The sequence below is a fragment of the Stenotrophomonas sp. GD04145 genome, from assembly GCF_029835135.1.
GTDB lineage: Bacteria > Pseudomonadota > Gammaproteobacteria > Xanthomonadales > Xanthomonadaceae > Stenotrophomonas > Stenotrophomonas maltophilia_P.
Window position 1 is genome coordinate 64,691 of sequence record NZ_JAODZG010000003.1, and the last position, 15,418, is coordinate 80,108.

At 67.3% G+C, this 15,418-nt stretch carries 14 protein-coding genes; 12 read left to right on the plus strand and 2 right to left on the minus strand.

The window, feature by feature from the left end; translation table 11 throughout:
• The first annotated feature begins 67 nt into the window (after positions 1 to 67).
• From N7367_RS02420 to N7367_RS02435, 4 genes are all read left to right on the plus strand, one after another.
• Complete coding sequence (locus N7367_RS02420; protein ID WP_279941650.1) at positions 68 to 1,159, plus strand: OmpA family protein; 1,092 nt, start codon at positions 68 to 70, stop codon at positions 1,157 to 1,159.
• A 220-nt stretch (positions 1,160 to 1,379) separates the two neighbouring features.
• On the plus strand, positions 1,380 to 1,886 hold the full coding sequence (locus N7367_RS02425; RefSeq protein ID WP_065182879.1) for a hypothetical protein: 507 nt from the start codon (positions 1,380 to 1,382) through the stop codon (positions 1,884 to 1,886).
• A 68-nt stretch (positions 1,887 to 1,954) separates the two neighbouring features.
• Entirely contained in the window at positions 1,955 to 2,713 is a 759-nt protein-coding gene (locus N7367_RS02430) for a pseudouridine synthase (protein ID WP_279941707.1), read from the plus strand.
• Between the two features lie 86 nt (positions 2,714 to 2,799).
• Positions 2,800 to 3,135: a hypothetical protein gene (locus N7367_RS02435; protein ID WP_065175931.1), complete on the plus strand. Its 336-nt coding sequence runs from the start codon at positions 2,800 to 2,802 to the stop codon at positions 3,133 to 3,135.
• A gap of 105 nt (positions 3,136 to 3,240) precedes the next feature.
• On the opposite strand, the gene kbl is transcribed toward N7367_RS02435, so the two are convergent.
• Positions 3,241 to 4,449 (minus strand): glycine C-acetyltransferase, encoded by a 1,209-nt coding sequence (gene kbl, locus N7367_RS02440; RefSeq protein WP_065175932.1) that lies wholly within the window; start codon positions 4,447 to 4,449, stop codon positions 3,241 to 3,243.
• Between the two features lie 198 nt (positions 4,450 to 4,647).
• Here kbl and N7367_RS02445 point away from each other — a divergent pair, with 198 nt between their 5' ends.
• On the plus strand, positions 4,648 to 5,340 hold the full coding sequence (locus N7367_RS02445) for a TorF family putative porin (RefSeq protein WP_053520023.1): 693 nt from the start codon (positions 4,648 to 4,650) through the stop codon (positions 5,338 to 5,340).
• Between the two features lie 143 nt (positions 5,341 to 5,483).
• On the opposite strand, the gene tdh is transcribed toward N7367_RS02445, so the two are convergent.
• Positions 5,484 to 6,506 (minus strand): L-threonine 3-dehydrogenase, encoded by a 1,023-nt coding sequence (gene tdh, locus N7367_RS02450; RefSeq protein WP_053520036.1) that lies wholly within the window; start codon positions 6,504 to 6,506, stop codon positions 5,484 to 5,486.
• Between the two features lie 335 nt (positions 6,507 to 6,841).
• On the opposite strand from tdh, the gene N7367_RS02455 reads away from it, so the two are divergent.
• The 7 genes from N7367_RS02455 (at position 6,842) to N7367_RS02485 (ending at position 15,388) form a co-directional block, all read left to right on the plus strand.
• Positions 6,842 to 9,004 carry a S46 family peptidase gene (locus N7367_RS02455; protein WP_065175934.1) on the plus strand — a complete coding sequence of 721 codons (2,163 nt, stop codon included), beginning with the start codon at positions 6,842 to 6,844 and terminating at the stop codon, positions 9,002 to 9,004.
• Positions 9,005 to 9,197: 193 nt separating this feature from the next.
• Positions 9,198 to 9,842, plus strand: a complete 645-nt coding sequence (locus tag N7367_RS02460) for a histidine phosphatase family protein (protein WP_053519451.1) — start codon at positions 9,198 to 9,200, stop codon at positions 9,840 to 9,842.
• Between the two features lie 45 nt (positions 9,843 to 9,887).
• Positions 9,888 to 11,159 (plus strand): bifunctional tetrahydrofolate synthase/dihydrofolate synthase, encoded by a 1,272-nt coding sequence (gene folC / locus N7367_RS02465; protein ID WP_279941651.1) that lies wholly within the window; start codon positions 9,888 to 9,890, stop codon positions 11,157 to 11,159.
• An 81-nt stretch (positions 11,160 to 11,240) separates the two neighbouring features.
• A complete protein-coding gene (locus tag N7367_RS02470) occupies positions 11,241 to 12,251 on the plus strand; it encodes an SPOR domain-containing protein (RefSeq protein WP_053519449.1) in 1,011 nt (336 codons plus the stop codon).
• 43 nt (positions 12,252 to 12,294) lie between these two features.
• A complete protein-coding gene (locus N7367_RS02475; RefSeq protein ID WP_197600980.1) occupies positions 12,295 to 13,056 on the plus strand; it encodes a CvpA family protein in 762 nt (253 codons plus the stop codon).
• A gap of 30 nt (positions 13,057 to 13,086) precedes the next feature.
• Complete coding sequence (gene purF / locus N7367_RS02480; RefSeq protein WP_065175938.1) at positions 13,087 to 14,553, plus strand: amidophosphoribosyltransferase; 1,467 nt, start codon at positions 13,087 to 13,089, stop codon at positions 14,551 to 14,553.
• Positions 14,554 to 14,563: 10 nt separating this feature from the next.
• Positions 14,564 to 15,388 carry a ferritin-like domain-containing protein gene (locus N7367_RS02485; RefSeq protein ID WP_065175939.1) on the plus strand — a complete coding sequence of 275 codons (825 nt, stop codon included), beginning with the start codon at positions 14,564 to 14,566 and terminating at the stop codon, positions 15,386 to 15,388.
• Positions 15,389 to 15,418: the final 30 nt, after the last annotated feature.

A 15,418-nucleotide genomic window follows, 5' to 3' on the forward strand; every position in this document is an offset into this window, starting at 1 on the left:
CATCGACGCAGTAGTGCTGGCCCATGCCTCTACCGGTTTCATACCCCCGAAATAGGAGCTGTACTCAATGAACAAGAAGATCCTTACTGCCGCGCTGCTGGGTGGTCTGGCTTTCGCCCAGGCTGCTTCTGCGCAGGAGTTCGATGACCGCTGGTACCTGACCGGTTCGGCCGGCTTCAACTTCCAGGACAACGACCGTCTGACCAACGACGCTCCGTTCGTGACCCTGGGCCTGGGTAAGTTCATCAGCCCGAACTGGTCGCTGGACGGTGAGCTGAACTATCAGAACCCGAACTTCGACAGCAATCAGGACCTGAACTGGTCGCAGTACGGCATCTCGCTGGACCTGCGTCGCCACTTCATCAAGGAAGGCCGCGGCTGGAACCCGTACATCGTCGGTGGCCTGGGCTACCAGAAGTCGGAAGAAGAGTACCCGGCCAACAGCCTGAATGGTCCGCGTGAGCGCAAGGACGGCAACGTTGCCGCCAAGCTCGGCGTCGGCCTGCAGACCACCTTCGACAAGCGCGTTGCTGTCCGCGCCGAAGTGGCCTACCGCGCTGACTTCGACGACAAGAGCTACCACGCTGCCAGCGAAGACTGGTTCGGCGACGTGCTGGCTTCGGTCGGCGTCGTGATCCCGCTGGGCCCGGCTCCGGTCGCGGCTGCTCCGGCTCCGGCTCCGGTTGCCCCGAGCTGCGCCGACCTGGATGACGACGGTGACGGCGTCAACAACTGCGACGACAAGTGCCCGAACTCGCAGCCGGGTCAGACCATCGGTCCGGACGGTTGCCCGGTGCCGGTCTCGATCGACCTGAAGGGCGTGAACTTCGACTTCGACAAGTCGAACCTGCGTCCGGACGCCGTGGCCATCCTGAGCGAAGCCACCGAGATCCTGAAGCGTTATCCGGATCTGCGCGTTGAAGTCGCCGGTCACACCGACTCGAAGGGTACCGACGCTTACAACCAGAAGCTGTCGGAGCGCCGCGCCACCGCGGTGTACAACTACCTGACCAAGAACGGCGTGGACGCTTCGCGTCTGGTCGGCCCGATCGGCTACGGCGAGAGCCGTCCGATTGCTCCGAACACCAACCCGGATGGTTCGGACAATCCGGAAGGTCGCGCCAAGAACCGTCGTACCGAGCTGAACGTCCAGAACTAAGTTCTGACGTTTCGCCCGCAAGACACAGCAGGACCCGGCTTCGGCCGGGTCTTGTTGTTTCTGCGGCGGGAAAAGCCGGAACGGGCCTCGATGGACCAACCGTTTGTCGGCTTTTTGTCCAAAAAACCAATGAGTTGGCGCATTCATTGAAAGTGGCGCTTGAAAGCTGTCGCCGCATTGCTACACTCGCCGCGTCACCTTCCTTCCGTGGATGCCTCTCATGCTGCGCTCTGCATCGGCCGCCGTCCTGGCGCTGGCCCTGGTTCCTGCCGCTCACGCTGCGGTCGATTGCTCGGTCAATACCAGCGCTTCGCCGCTGCCGCTGCCGGCCACGACCATCGCGCCGGTGGCCGACGAGCTGTACATCCGTGGCAACCAGCTGGGCATGCCGGCCGGTGTGCTGAGCAGCAGCTACGATCCTTCGCAGTCGCTGGACCAGGTGCTGCAACGCCTGCGCATCGACGGCTGCCAGAACATCGCCAAGGCGATTCCGAGCGCGCCGGCGGTGAAGCCGAACGATCCGGCGGCGTACAAGCCGCAGACCGAATTCGACAATACGCCGTGGCGCTTCGACATGAGCCAGAACGGCAAGCGCATGACCGCCGAGGAATTCGATGCCTGGATGAAGGCGCGTGGCGTCCGCGTGGTCAAGGCGCGCCCGGCACCGGTGGCCACCCCGGCCGCGGCCGAAGCTCCGGCTGAGACCAAGCCGGTCGATAAGAAGTAACCGTCGCGGGGAGCAGAGGCTTGCGTACGCGCCGCCCACCTGCCGCCCCCGCCGCCCGCTCCCACGTCCTGCGTGGGCGCGCGGATCCGGATGCATCCAAGGGTGCGCGCCATGGCCTGGCGCGTGTGCTCTCCAAGGCCGGCGTGTGCTCGCGCAGCGAAGCCGCGCGCTGGATCGCCGAGGGCCGCGTGCGCGTCTCCGGCCGTATCGTGCGCGACCCGGAGTTTCCGATCGGCAGCCCGGCACCTCCCATCGAGGTCGATGGCCTGCCGCTGGCGCCGCCGCAGCGGCTTTACCTGATGCTCAACAAGCCGCGCGGGGTGGTGACCACCGCGCAGGACGAGCGCGGCCGTGACACCGTATACCGCTGCTTCGACGGCGCCGGCCTGCCCTGGATCGCGCCGGTCGGCCGGCTGGACAAGGCCAGTGAGGGCCTGTTGCTGTTCAGCAACGATCCGCAGTGGGCGGCGCGCCTGACCGATCCGCAGACCGGGCCGGACAAGACCTACCACGTGCAGATCGATCGCCTGCCCGATGCGGCCACGCTGGCGGCGCTGCAGGCCGGGGTGGACGACGAGGGTGAATTCCTGGCCGCCCGGGCCGTGCGCGTGCTGCGCAGCGGTGACAAGACCTCGTGGCTGGAGGTGGTCCTCGACGAGGGCCGCAACCGCCACATCCGCCGCCTGCTGGCGGCCTTCGACCTGCAGGTGCTGCGCCTGGTCCGGGTCGCGATCGGCGACCTGGCGCTCGGCGATCTCGGCAAGGGCCAGTGGCGGATGCTGGAGGTCAATGACCAGCAGCGGCTGGGGGCCGCTGCACCGGGCTGAGCGTCATGCCCGCGGCCGGCGGATGCCGGTCACCGTTCCAGGCGTAGGGGGCGTCTGGTCGTCGAAATCCCGAACGGAGCCTGCCCATGTACCACTCGTCCCTCAACCGAACCCTGCGCTGTGCCGGCCTGCTGCTGCCGATCGTGCTGCTGGCCGCCTGCGGTGGCCACAAGAAAATGGCCAAGACGGAAACGCCTGCCGAAACCCCGGTGGTGGAAGTGAAAACCCCGGAACTGGATGGTCGCGGCAGTTACCGCTTCCTGATGAGCGACGGCGACAGGAAGATGACCGCCGACGAGTTCGATGCATGGATGAAGGCCAATGGCATCCGCGTCGCCCGTGGCAATGCCCAGGACGCTGCCGCCAAGCCGGTCGTGGTGGCCAGCAAGGATGAGCCGAAGGACAAGAAGAAAAAGAAATGACGCGCATTGCGCGTCATTCCGGTAGCGCCGGGCCGTGCCCGGCGAGCGCATGGCGCGGCTGTCGGGAAACCGCCGGGCATGGCCCGGCGCTGCCCCTCGGGGCGATCAACCCTTGATCACGCCCAGCTCGACGCCGATGCGGGAGAAGGCGTCGATCGCGCGGTCCAGCTGCTCGCGGCTGTGCGCGGCGCTGATCTGGGTGCGGATACGTGCCTGCCCCTTGGGCACCACCGGGAAGAAGAAGCCGATCGCATAGATGCCTTCCTCGAGCAGGCGCTCGGCGAACTTCTGCGCCAACGGTGCGTCGTACAGCATCACCGGGCTGATCGGATGCACGCCCGGCTTCACGTCGAAGCCGGCGGCGGTCATCTTCCCGCGGAAGTACGCGGTGTTCTCGGCCAGCCGGTCGCGCAGGTCGTCGGCGGCAGCCAGCATTTCGAAGGCCTTGATGCCGGCGGCGACCACATGCGGCGGCAGCGAGTTGGAGAACAGGTACGGGCGCGAGCGCTGGCGCAGCAGTTCGATCACTTCGGCGCTGGCGCAGGTGAAGCCGCCCAGTGCGCCCCCCATGGCCTTGCCCAGAGTGCCGGTGATGATGTCGATCTTTTCCAGCACACCCTTCACTTCGGCCGAGCCACGACCGGTGGCGCCCAGGAAACCCGTGGCATGGCATTCGTCGATGTGCACCAGCGCGTTGTACTTCTTCGCGAGCGCGGTGATCTCGTCCAGCGGGGCGATGAAGCCGTCCATCGAGAACACGCCGTCGGTGGTGATCAGCTTGGTCCTGCAGCCGGCGGCGTCGGCGGCCTGCAGCTGCGCTTCCAGGTCGGCCATGTCGCAGTTGGCGTAGCGGAAGCGCTTGGCCTTGCACAGGCGCACACCGTCGATGATCGATGCGTGGTTCAGTGCGTCCGAGATGATCGCATCGTTCTCGCCGAGCAGCGGCTCGAACAGGCCGCCGTTGGCATCGAAGCAGGCCGCATACAGGATGGTGTCCTGCTTGCCGAAGAAATCGGCGATCTGTTTCTCGAGCTGCTTGTGCAGGTCCTGGGTGCCGCAGATGAAGCGCACCGAGGCCATGCCGAAGCCGTGGGTATCCAGAGCATCCTTGGCGGCCTGGATCAGGTCGGGATGATCGGCCAGGCCCAGGTAGTTGTTGGCGCAGAAGTTCAGCACCTTGCGGCCATCGGCCAGCGTGATCTCGGCCGATTGCGGACTGGTGATGATCCGCTCGGACTTGAACAGGCCCTGGGCGCGGATGGCGTCCAGTTCCTCGGCATAGTGGCGGGTCAGGGCGGAGGAGGCGTCGGTCATGGCGTGGGCACGGCTCAGCACGGGAAACCGACGATTCTACCGGGCATCGATGGCTGGCGACCGGCGGCAGGCAGGCACCGCCATGGCCGGCAGATGTTGCAATGCAATAGCAAACGGGTTAAAAAATCGTGAACCGGCCCGTTCTGGCTCCGGTTCCCGCAACTGCCCTGCACGCCACCGCCCCCACCGGAGACGACCATGAAGCACGCTCGTGCCTGCCTCGCCCTTGCCGCCGCCCTGACCCTGGCCCCGTTTGCCGCCAGCGCCCAGGACAGCGAATCGCCGTACAGCTGGAACGTTACCGCCGTGTCGGATTACCTGTTCCGTGGTGTGTCGCAGACCGATGAGGATCCCACCCTGCAGGCCGGTTTCACCTATACCAGCCCGGTTGGCCTGTATGCCGGTGTCTGGGGATCGGGCGTGGACTTCGGCCCGGGCGACCCGAGCGTCGAAGTGGATTACCAGATCGGCTACGGCGTTGACGCCACCGAGCGCGTGAACTTCGATGTGCTGCTGAACCGCTACACCTACCCCGGCGCCAGCGAGCTGAACTACAACGAGCTGATCACCACCACCACGCTGGATGACACCTACAAGCTGACGGTGGCCTACAGCAACGACGTGTGGAACAGCAGCACCGATGGCTGGTATTACGCGCTGGGCGGCGAGTGGGGCCTGCCGCAGGATTTCACGCTGAGCGCCAGCGTCGGCCGCAGCACCTTCGAAAAGGGTATCGCCAAGGATTACACCGACTGGAACGTTGGCGTGGCCCGTACCTGGGGTCTGTTCACCCTCGGCCTGGGCTACTACGGCACCGACGGTAACGGCCGCGACAACAGCGGCAAGCTGGCCGACAACCGGGTGGTGTTCACGGTGGCGGTAGGCCAGTAACCGGCGCATGACATCCAACGAAAAAGGCACCCCTGGAGGTGCCTTTTTCGTGTCTGACGCGGGGAACCCTGTGGGCCGGCCAACGGCGCGGGGACAAGGTGAAATGCGGGGGAATCAGGCAGTCGCGCCGGAGGCGCGAGTGATCAATTCCAGCTCAGTACCACCTTGCCGGCCTTGCCTTCTTCCATCAGGTCGAAGCCCTTCTGGAAGTCGTCGATCGGCAGCTGGTGGGTCATCACCTTGCCGAGCGGGAAACCGGACAGCACCAGCTGCGTCATCTTGTACCAGGTCTCGTACATCTTGCGGCCGTAGATGCCCTGCACGGTCAGGCCCTTGAAGATGATCTTGTCCCAGTCGCAGCCGGCACCCTTGGGCATGATGCCGAGCATGGCGATCTTGCCGCCGTGGTACATGCAGTCGAGCATGTCGTTGAAGGCGCGCGGATTGCCGCTCATTTCCAGGCCCACGTCGAAGCCCTCCATGTGCAGTTCCTTCATCACGTCCTTCAGCGAGGTGTTGGTGACATTGACCACGCGCGTCGCGCCCATGTCGGCGGCCAGCTTCAGGCGGAAGTCGTTGACGTCGGTCACCACCACGTTGCGCGCACCGATGTGCTTGCAGATGCCCGCAGCGATGATGCCGATCGGGCCGGCGCCGGTGATCAGCACGTCCTCGCCGATCACGTCGAACTCCAGCGCGCAGTGCGCGGCGTTGCCGTACGGGTCGAAGAAGGCCGCCAGTTCGGACGGAATCTGGTCGGGGATCGGCCACAGGTTGCTGGCGGGCATCACCATGTACTCGGCGAAGGCGCCATTGACGTTCACGCCGATGCCGACGGTGTTCGGGCACAGGTGCGGGCGGCCGCCACGGCAGTTGCGGCAGTGGCCGCAGACGATGTGGCCTTCGGCCGAGACGCGCTGGCCAACCTCATAGCCGGTCACCGCCGAGCCAAGCGCGGCGATGCGACCGACGAATTCGTGGCCGATGGTCAGGCCCGGCTTGATGGTGCGCTGGCTCCACTCGTCCCACAGGTAGATGTGCAGGTCGGTACCGCAGATGGCGGTCTTTTCCAGCTTGATCAGGACCTCGTTCGGGCCCGGGGTCGGCACCGGGACCTCTTCGAGCCAGATGCCCTTGGCCGCTTCGCGCTTGACCAGGGCCTTCATCGTTTGCTGCGCCATCGGGGTGGAACTCATCAGGGGGAAAGCGCGGATTATAGAGGTCTGCGCGGAATTCCAATGTTGCGCTGCGGGCGCGCTGGCGGAACGAAAGGCGTGCGCCGGCGGGCGTTTCGAACGCGACCGGCGTGCTCGCCGGGCATGGCCAGGCGCTGCCGGGAAATCGGGCGGCTCGCGCTCGCGGGGCATGGTCCCGCGCCATCGGGAAATCGTGCGGGTAGCGCTGGGCCATGCCCGGCGGGCCAGGGGCCATGACTTCCGGGGTTCGGGACAGGGCAGGGGGGCGGGCTACAATCGAAGGTTCCACTACCAGGGGCCGCTCCATGCGCTCGAACCTGCTTGCATTCTCCGTCGTCGCCAGCCTTGGGCTGGTCCAGGTCGCCCATGCCGCCGAAGGCATGTGGGTACCGCAGCAGCTGCCGGAGATCGCCGGCCCGCTGCAGAAGGCCGGCCTGAAACTGTCGCCGGAACAGCTGTCCGACCTGACCGGCGACCCGATGGGCGCGGTGGTGGCGCTGGGCGGCTGCACCGCCAGCTTCGTTTCCCCGCAGGGCCTGGTGGTCACCAACCACCATTGTGCCTACGGCGCGATCCAGCTCAACTCCACCGCCGAGAAGAACCTGATCAAGGACGGTTTCAACGCGCCGACCCTGAAGGACGAACTCAGCGCCGGTCCCAACGCCCGCGTGTTCGTGCTGGACCGGATCACCGACGTCACCGACCAGGCCAAGGCCGCCATCGCCGCCGCCGGCAAGGACCCGCTGGCCCGCACCCGTGCGCTGGAAGCGTTCGACAAGGCCCAGACCGCCGCCTGTGAAGCCGACGCCGGTTTCCGCTGCCGTCTGTACAGCTTCTCCGGCGGCAATACCTACCGCCTGTTCCGCAACATGGAAATCAAGGACGTGCGCCTGGTCTATGCGCCCCCGGGCAGCGTCGGCAAGTTCGGCGGCGACGTCGACAACTGGATGTGGCCGCGCCACACCGGCGACTTCTCGTTCTATCGCGCCTACGTGGGCAAGGATGGCAAGCCGGCCGCGTTCTCGGCCGACAATGTGCCGTACCAGCCGAAGCACTTCCTGAAGTTCGCCGACCAGCCGCTGGGCGCGGACGACTTCGTGATGGTGGCCGGCTACCCGGGCCGCACCAACCGCTATGCGCTGGCCGGCGAATTCAATGAAACCGCCGAGTTCACCTACCCGACCATCGCCCGCCATTACAACGAAGTGCTGGCGCTGATCGACAAGGCCGGCAAGGCCGACGCCGACGTCAAGGTCAAGTACGCCAACACGGCGGCCAGCATGAACAACGTGGCCAAGAACTACGTCGGCCAGCTGGAAGGCTTCAAGCGCATCGACGCGGCCGGGCAGAAGCGGGCCGAAGAGGCCGCCGTGCTGGCCTGGCTGAAGCAGCAGGGCGCAGCCGGCAAGCCGGCCCTGGCCGCACACGCCCAGTTGCTCAAGCACCTGGATACCAGCAAGAGTACCCGCGAGCGCGATCTGTTCGTCGGCCAGTTCAACAACACCTCGGCCGTGGGCGCCGCGCTGTCGCTGTACCGCCTGTCGATCGAACGCGCCAAGCCGGACGCCGAGCGTGAAGCCGGTTATCAGGAGCGCGACCTGCCGACCCTGGAAGGCAATCTGCGCCAGATGGACCGTCGCTACGTCGCCGGCATGGACCAGCAGCTGCAGCAGTACTGGCTGGACCAGTACGTCGCGCTGCCGGCGGCACAGCGCAACAACGAGGTTCTCAACCAGTGGCTGGGCGGCAGCGATGCCGGGGCCGTCAACGGCCTGGTGAAGAAGCTGGCCGGCACAGGACTGGGCAGCCTCGATGCACGCCTGAAGTGGTTCAAGGCCGACCGTGCCGCCTTCGAGGCCAGCACCGATCCGGCCATCCAGTACGCCGTGGCCGTGATGCCGGCCCTGCTGAAGCAGGAAGAACAGAGGAAGATCCGCGAAGGCGAATCGCTGACGGCCCGTCCGCTGTACCTGCAGGCGGTGGCGGACTACAAGAAGAGCAAGGGCGAGTTCGTCTATCCCGATGCCAACCTGTCGCTGCGCATCACCTTCGGCAATGTCATGGGCTATGCCAAGGACGGTGTCCAGTACACCCCGTTCACCACGCTGGAAGGCGTTGCGGCGAAGGAAACCGGCGTCGATCCGTTCGACTCGCCGAAGGCACTGCTGGATGCGGTCAAGGCCAAGCGGTATGGCGGCCTGGAGGACAAGCGGATCGGCTCGGTGCCGGTGAACTTCCTGTCCAACCTGGACATCACCGGTGGCAACTCCGGTTCGCCGGTGCTCGATGCGCACGGCAAGCTGGTCGGCCTGGCCTTCGACGGCAACTGGGAATCGGTCAGCTCCAACTGGGTATTCGACCCGGTGATGACCCGCATGATCGCGGTGGACAGCCGCTACATGCAGTGGATCATGCAGGAAGTGGCCCCCGCGCCGCAGCTGCTGAAGGAATTGAACCTGGCGCAGTAAGGTTCATGCTGGCGCCGCCGGGCGATGCCCGGCGGAATCCGTCTGCAATCCCGAAACCCCGCGATCCCCGTCGCGGGGTTTTTTCATGTCCCGACCGGTGCGATGCGCCGAACAGGTATCATCCCTGTTCCGCGTACTTCACAGGATGTGAACGAAACGCGGCCCTCTCCTCCCCCCAGGACTCCTTGCACGCATGCGCATCCTGCTTGCCCGCCACGGCGAAACCCCGTGGAACGCCGAAGGCCGCTACCAGGGCCAGATCGACATCCCGCTTTCGCCCATCGGCGAAGCCCAGGCCCAGGCGCTGGGCGCCCGCCTGGCATCCGTGGACATCACCCGTGCGGTAGCCTCGCCGCTGTCGCGCGCCCAGCGCACCGCCCAGCTGGCCCTCGGCGCCGACCGTGCCGGCACGCTGCAGACCGAACCGGATCTGCAGGAAATCGCCCATGGCGAGTGGGAAGGCCTGCTGGCCAGCGAGATCAACGAGAAGGACCCGTCGCGGTTGAAGGCGTGGCGTGAGGAACCCGATACCGTGCTGATGCCGGGCGGCGAGTCGCTGCGTCTGGTGCTCGAGCGCAGCTGGCGCGGCCTGGCACGCGCCAGCGAGGGCCTCGGGGAGCACGACACGCTGCTGGTGGTCGCACACGATGCCGTCAACCGGGTGATCCTGTGCAGGGTGCTGGGCCTGCCGCTGTCGCGGCTGTGGACCTTCCGCCAGGCACCGACCACGTTGAACCTGCTTGAAGGTCCGGACCTGGAGAGCCTGGAGGTCGTGCGCCTCAACGACTGCGCCCACCACACCCCGTTCTTCGGCGAAGCCAAGCACCGCGCCCTCTGATCCCTGTCCACATCGAACCACCCTGCTTCTGCTGGAACCGCTGCCGTGACGAACCTGCCGACCACCCTGGCCGAATGGCTGGATTACATTGAACGCCAGCACCCGGCGACGATCGACATGGGCCTGGAGCGCGTCCGCGCCGTGGCCACGAGGATGGGACTGGGCGCGCCGGCCAAGCGCACCATCGTGGTCGGTGGGACCAACGGCAAGGGCTCCACGGTCGCCTTCATCGAGGCCATCGGCCGCGCTGCAGGCTGGAAGGTGGGGGCCTACACGTCGCCGCACCTGCTGCGCTACAACGAACGCGTGCGCATCGATGGGCAGGATGCGGAGGATGCCGCTCTGGTGGCGGCATTCAACGCCGTCGAAGCTGCGCGTGGCGACATCACCCTGACCTACTTCGAGTACGGCACGCTGGCCGCCCTGCAGCTGTTCGCGGGGGCGGCGCTGGATCTGGCGGTACTGGAAGTCGGGCTGGGCGGGCGTCTGGATGCGGTCAACATCGTCGACGCCGACGTGGCCGTGATCACCACGGTGGACATCGACCATGCCGAGTGGCTGGGCGAGGACCGTGAAGCGATCGGTGCGGAAAAGGCCGGCATCATCCGCGGCTGGAAACCGGTGATCCTGGGCGAGACCGACCCGCCGTCGAGCGTGCTGGCACGGGCCTATCTGCTGGGCGCGAACGCCATCCGCGGCGGCAGCGACTACTTCTACGAGCCGATCGATGCCCAGCGCTGGCGCTGGCGCGATGTCGGCCTGCGCATGGAACTGCCGACCCCCGCGCTGGCCGGTCCGATCCAGCTGGCCAATGCGGGTGCGGCCATTGCCGCGCTGCGCGCGCTGGACCGGCCGCTGCCACGCGCGGCGTGGGCGGCTGGCATCGCCGCGGCCCGAATCAACGGTCGCCTGCAGGCATTCGATCGTGATGGCGTGCAGGTGCGGGTCGATGTGGGTCACAACCCGCAGGCGGCCGGCCAGCTGGCACGCGCGCTGAAGGCCGAAGCTATCCCGGGCCGGACCCTGGCGGTCTATGCCGCGTTGCAGGACAAGGATGCGGAAGGCGTGGTGCAGGCGCTGCAGGAGGTGGTGGATGAGTGGACGCTGGCCGGCCTGGAAGGTCCGCGCGGACAGAGCGCGCAGCAGCTGCAGGCACGCCTGCACGGCACCGCTGCGGTCACCGCACGGTTGGCCGGCACTGTCGAGCAGGCACTGACGCAGGTGCTGGCACAGGCCCAGCCAGGCGACCGCGTACTGGTATTCGGTTCGTTCCACACGGCCGCTGCGGCCCTGCAGTGGTTGCAGCCCGCGCCCTGATCCACGTTCAGCCAACGCCGACGCCGTCCGGTCCGGCACCCGTATAATCGACCGCAACCCCCGGACAGTTGCCTGCCTCACGTGGATACGCCTCTGAAACAGCGATTGATTGGTGCCATTGTGCTGGTGGCACTCGCCGTGATCTTCCTGCCGATGCTGGTGAAGGGGCCGGCGCCGGACAGTGGCGTCGCCAGTGTGCCGATCGCAGCGCCCAATGCGCCCGCCGACGGCCAGTTCGAGACGCGTGAGCTGCCGCTGGTCGCCCCGGCCGGGGGCGCCACCGGCCTGCAGAGTGGCCAGGCCGCACCGCTGCAGGACGCAGCCGCGCCCGCCACGCCGCCGACCGTGGACACCTCGCCGGCGGTGGCTGCCGGCAACTATGCGGTGACATTCGGCGCCTATGGCAGCAAGGCCGACGCCGATGCGGTGATCGCCTATCTGAAGCGTTCGCAGCTGCCGGGCTTTGCCGAGGCGGCGACCATCAACGGCCGGCAGGCGTGGCGCGTGCGCGTCGGACCGTATGCCGATCGCGCCCAGGCCGAGGCGGCCCGCCTGCAGGCGGTGAAGATCCGCTCCGACGTCCATGCCGAGGTGATCACGCTGGATGCGCCCGCAGCTGCGGCTGCACCGGCCGCCGCTGCTCCGGCGCCGGCGGCACCGTCGGCCAGCACCCCGGCGGCGGCGTCCACGCCGTCGGCCACGGGCAACCCGGTGCGCAGCGAGAGCCTGCCGCCCAGCACGCCGGTCGCCAAGCCTGAAGCACCGAAGGCAACGGCGACGCCGGAGGCGACGAAGCCGGTCGCCAAGCCCGAGCCGAAGCCGCAACCGCAAACCCCGGCCGCGCCGGCGGCGGGCGGTGTTGGTTTCGCGGTCCAGCTGGGGGCGTTCGGCCAGGCCAACGACGCCAACGCGCTGCGCGACAAGGTGCGCGCTGCCGGATTCAGTGCCTTCGTCGAGCAGGTCCGCACCGAAAAGGGCACCCTGCATCGCGTGCGCGTCGGGCCGGTGGCCAACCGCGCCGATGCCGAGCAGCTGAAGGCCCAGGTGGCGGCCAAGGTCGGCGTGGCCGGCATGGTCCGACCGCACCCGTGATCACGCGCGCTGTCCGCCGCTGTCGTCGGCAGGAGCGGGCAGCGTGATCGACATCGTGCTGGGCGTGCTGATCGGTGCGTCGGTGCTGTTCGGCTTCATCCGCGGTTTCGTCGGCACGGTGGTCGCGCTGGTGTCCTGGCTGCTGGCCGGCTGGATGGCGTTCACCTTCGGCAATCAGGCATCGCACTGGTGGGCGGCGCCGCAGCCACCCGGCACGGGTCACTATCTGGCCGGCTATCTGGGGGTGTTCGTGCTCACCGTGGTGGCGGTCGGGCTGGTCGGGCTGTTGCTGAAGGCAGCGATCAAACTGACCCTGCTGGGCGGCGTGGATCGCCTGCTGGGCGGTGCCCTGGGCCTGGTCCGCGGCCTGTTCTTCGCCAGCGTGCTGTTGCTGCTGGCCGGTTTCACCGCGTTGCCGGCTGAGCCGGCATGGCAGCAGTCGCAGGTGCGGCCGTTGCTGCAGCCGGCGGTGGCCTGGATGCAGGCCCAGCTGCCGCAGCTGGACGGCATGCTGCCACAGGCGCTGCCGCTGGACGGCCTGCTGCCGGGGGCACTGCCCTTGCCCCTGCTCGAGAATGCCCCCACCTCCTCGCAGGTATTGGGCAAGCCGGCGCCGACAGGCGATAATGGCGTTCTCAACGAGGTAGTGGCGGGCGGCGGATGGCCGCGGCCCGTGGACGTGGAGCGGGAGCCCCGGCCGGCCCCCACACTGCCCAGCAACATCGAGCCGGCGCCCGCGCGTCCGGCCCGGCCCGCGCCTGCCGCGGGCGGGACCCCAGGCCAGGCACGGCCACCTTCCTTGTAACTGGGCACAGCCCAGCGGAGACCTCGCACCATGTGTGGCATCGTCGGAATCGTCGGCAACCAGAACGTCGCCGGGCAGTTGTATGACGGCTTGACCGTCCTCCAGCATCGCGGCCAGGACGCGGCAGGCATCGCCACCGCCAACGGCAGCCGCCTGCGGGTGCAGAAGGCCAACGGCCTGGTCCGCGACGTGTTCGACGCACGCACCATGTCCACCCTGGAGGGCAGCGTCGGTATCGCCCACGTGCGGTATCCCACGGCCGGTTCGGAAGGCATGGACGAGGCGCAGCCGTTCTACGTCAATTCGCCGTATGGCATCGCCCTGGCGCACAACGGCAACCTCATCAACACCGAGGCTCTGCGCCAGCAGGTGTTCGAGCAGGACCGCCGCAACGTCAACACCGATTCGGACAGCGAAGTGCTGCTGAACGTGTTCGCCTACGAACTGGAACAGCAGCGCCAGCTCAGTCCGGAAGCCGCCATCCGCGCGGTGGCCGGGGTGCATCGTCGCTGCAAGGGCGGCTACGCGGTGGTCAGCGTGGTGCTGGGCCTGGGACTGGTTGCCTTCCGCGATCCGCATGGCATCCGTCCGCTGGTGCTGGGCAAGCGCAGCCATGCCGAGGGCGACGAGTACATCGTCGCTTCCGAATCGGCCGCACTGGACGTGCTCGGCTTCCAGCGCGTACGCGACGTGCAGCCGGGCGAAGCGCTGGTCATCACCGCGCGTGGCGAGCTGTTCTCGGAAATCTGCGCCGAACCGGCCGAGCATACGCCGTGCATCTTCGAGTACGTGTACTTCGCCCGCCCGGATTCGATGATCGACAATGTCTCGGTGCACAAGGCGCGCATGCGCATGGGCATCAAGCTGGGCGAGAAGATCCTGCGCCTGCGCCCGGACCACGACATCGACACCATCATCCCGATTCCGGACACCTCGCGCGATGCGGCGCTGGAAATCTCCAATGTGCTCGGGGTGAAGTACCGCGAAGGCTTCATCAAGAACCGCTATATCGGCCGCACCTTCATCATGCCGGGGCAGGGTGAGCGGGTGAAGTCGGTGCGGCGCAAGCTCAACCCGATCCACCTGGAGTTCCGCAACCGGGTGGTGCTGCTGGTGGACGACTCGATCGTGCGTGGCACCACCAGCCAGCAGATCGTGCAGATGGCCCGTGATGCGGGCGCACGCAAGGTCTACCTGGCCAGTGCCGCGCCGCCGGTGCGCTTCCCGAACATCTACGGCATCGACATGCCGGCCGCCGAAGAACTGGTCGCGCACAACCGCAGCGTGGAAGAAATCGAGGCCCACCTGGGCTGCGACTGGCTGATCTACCAGGATCTGGAAGACATGGAAGCGGCCGTGAGCGAGGGCAACCCCGCACTGCGCAACTTCGACTCGTCCTGCTTCAACGGCCACTATCCCACCGGCATCGAACCGGGCTATTTCGAGCGCATCCAGCAGCTGCGTTCGGACGACGCCAAGCACAAGCGCCGCGCCTGAGGCCAAGGGCGTGGTCGAGCTGGCCGACGTCGGTGGTGACCTGCTGCGTGCCGCGCAGCAGTGCCTTGCAGAAGCCGATCCGCTGCGCAAGGTGGCCCTGACCCAGGCTCATGCCGCGGCATTCCGCGCGGGGCGGCTGAAGGTGGCGGTGGATGCGCCGCCACCGGAGCCGATCCGGATGCCGGGCAGGCCGGACCGCCTGGTGCTGGTCCATCCGCGCGAGGTGCCGCGGCGTGGCCTCGGTGGCGTGGAAGGGCGCGCCGCGTTCATCCATGCCATCGCCCACATCGAACTCAATGCGATCGATCTGGCCTGGGATGCCGTGTATCGCTTCCGCGGCCTGCCCGCAGCCTTCCATGCCGACTGGGTCAGTTGTGCCGATGACGAGTCGCGGCATTTCATGCTGTTGCGTGAGCGCCTGCTGGCACATGGCCACGACTACGCCGACTTCCCTGCGCATAACGGCCTGTGGGAGATGTGCGAGAAGACCGCACATGACGGCCTGGCACGCATGGCGCTGGTGCCCCGCGTACTGGAAGCGCGTGGCCTGGACGTGACACCGGGCATGATCGACAAGCTGCGCAACGTCGGCGATGGCGAGACCGCGGATGTGCTGGAGATCATCCTGCGCGAGGAAGTGGCGCACGTCGCCGCAGGTTCGCGCTGGTACCGCTGGTACTGCGAACGTGCCGGCGTTGAACCGCGCGCACGCTTCAAGGCACTGCTGGTCGAGTTCGCAGGCGGTTACCTGCACGGTCCGTTCAACCTGGAAGCCCGCCTGCTGGCCGGTTTCGATGCCGACGAACTGGCCAACCTGGTCGAACAGGCCGGCTGACCGGCAACGCGGGAGCCCCTTCCCGCCCTG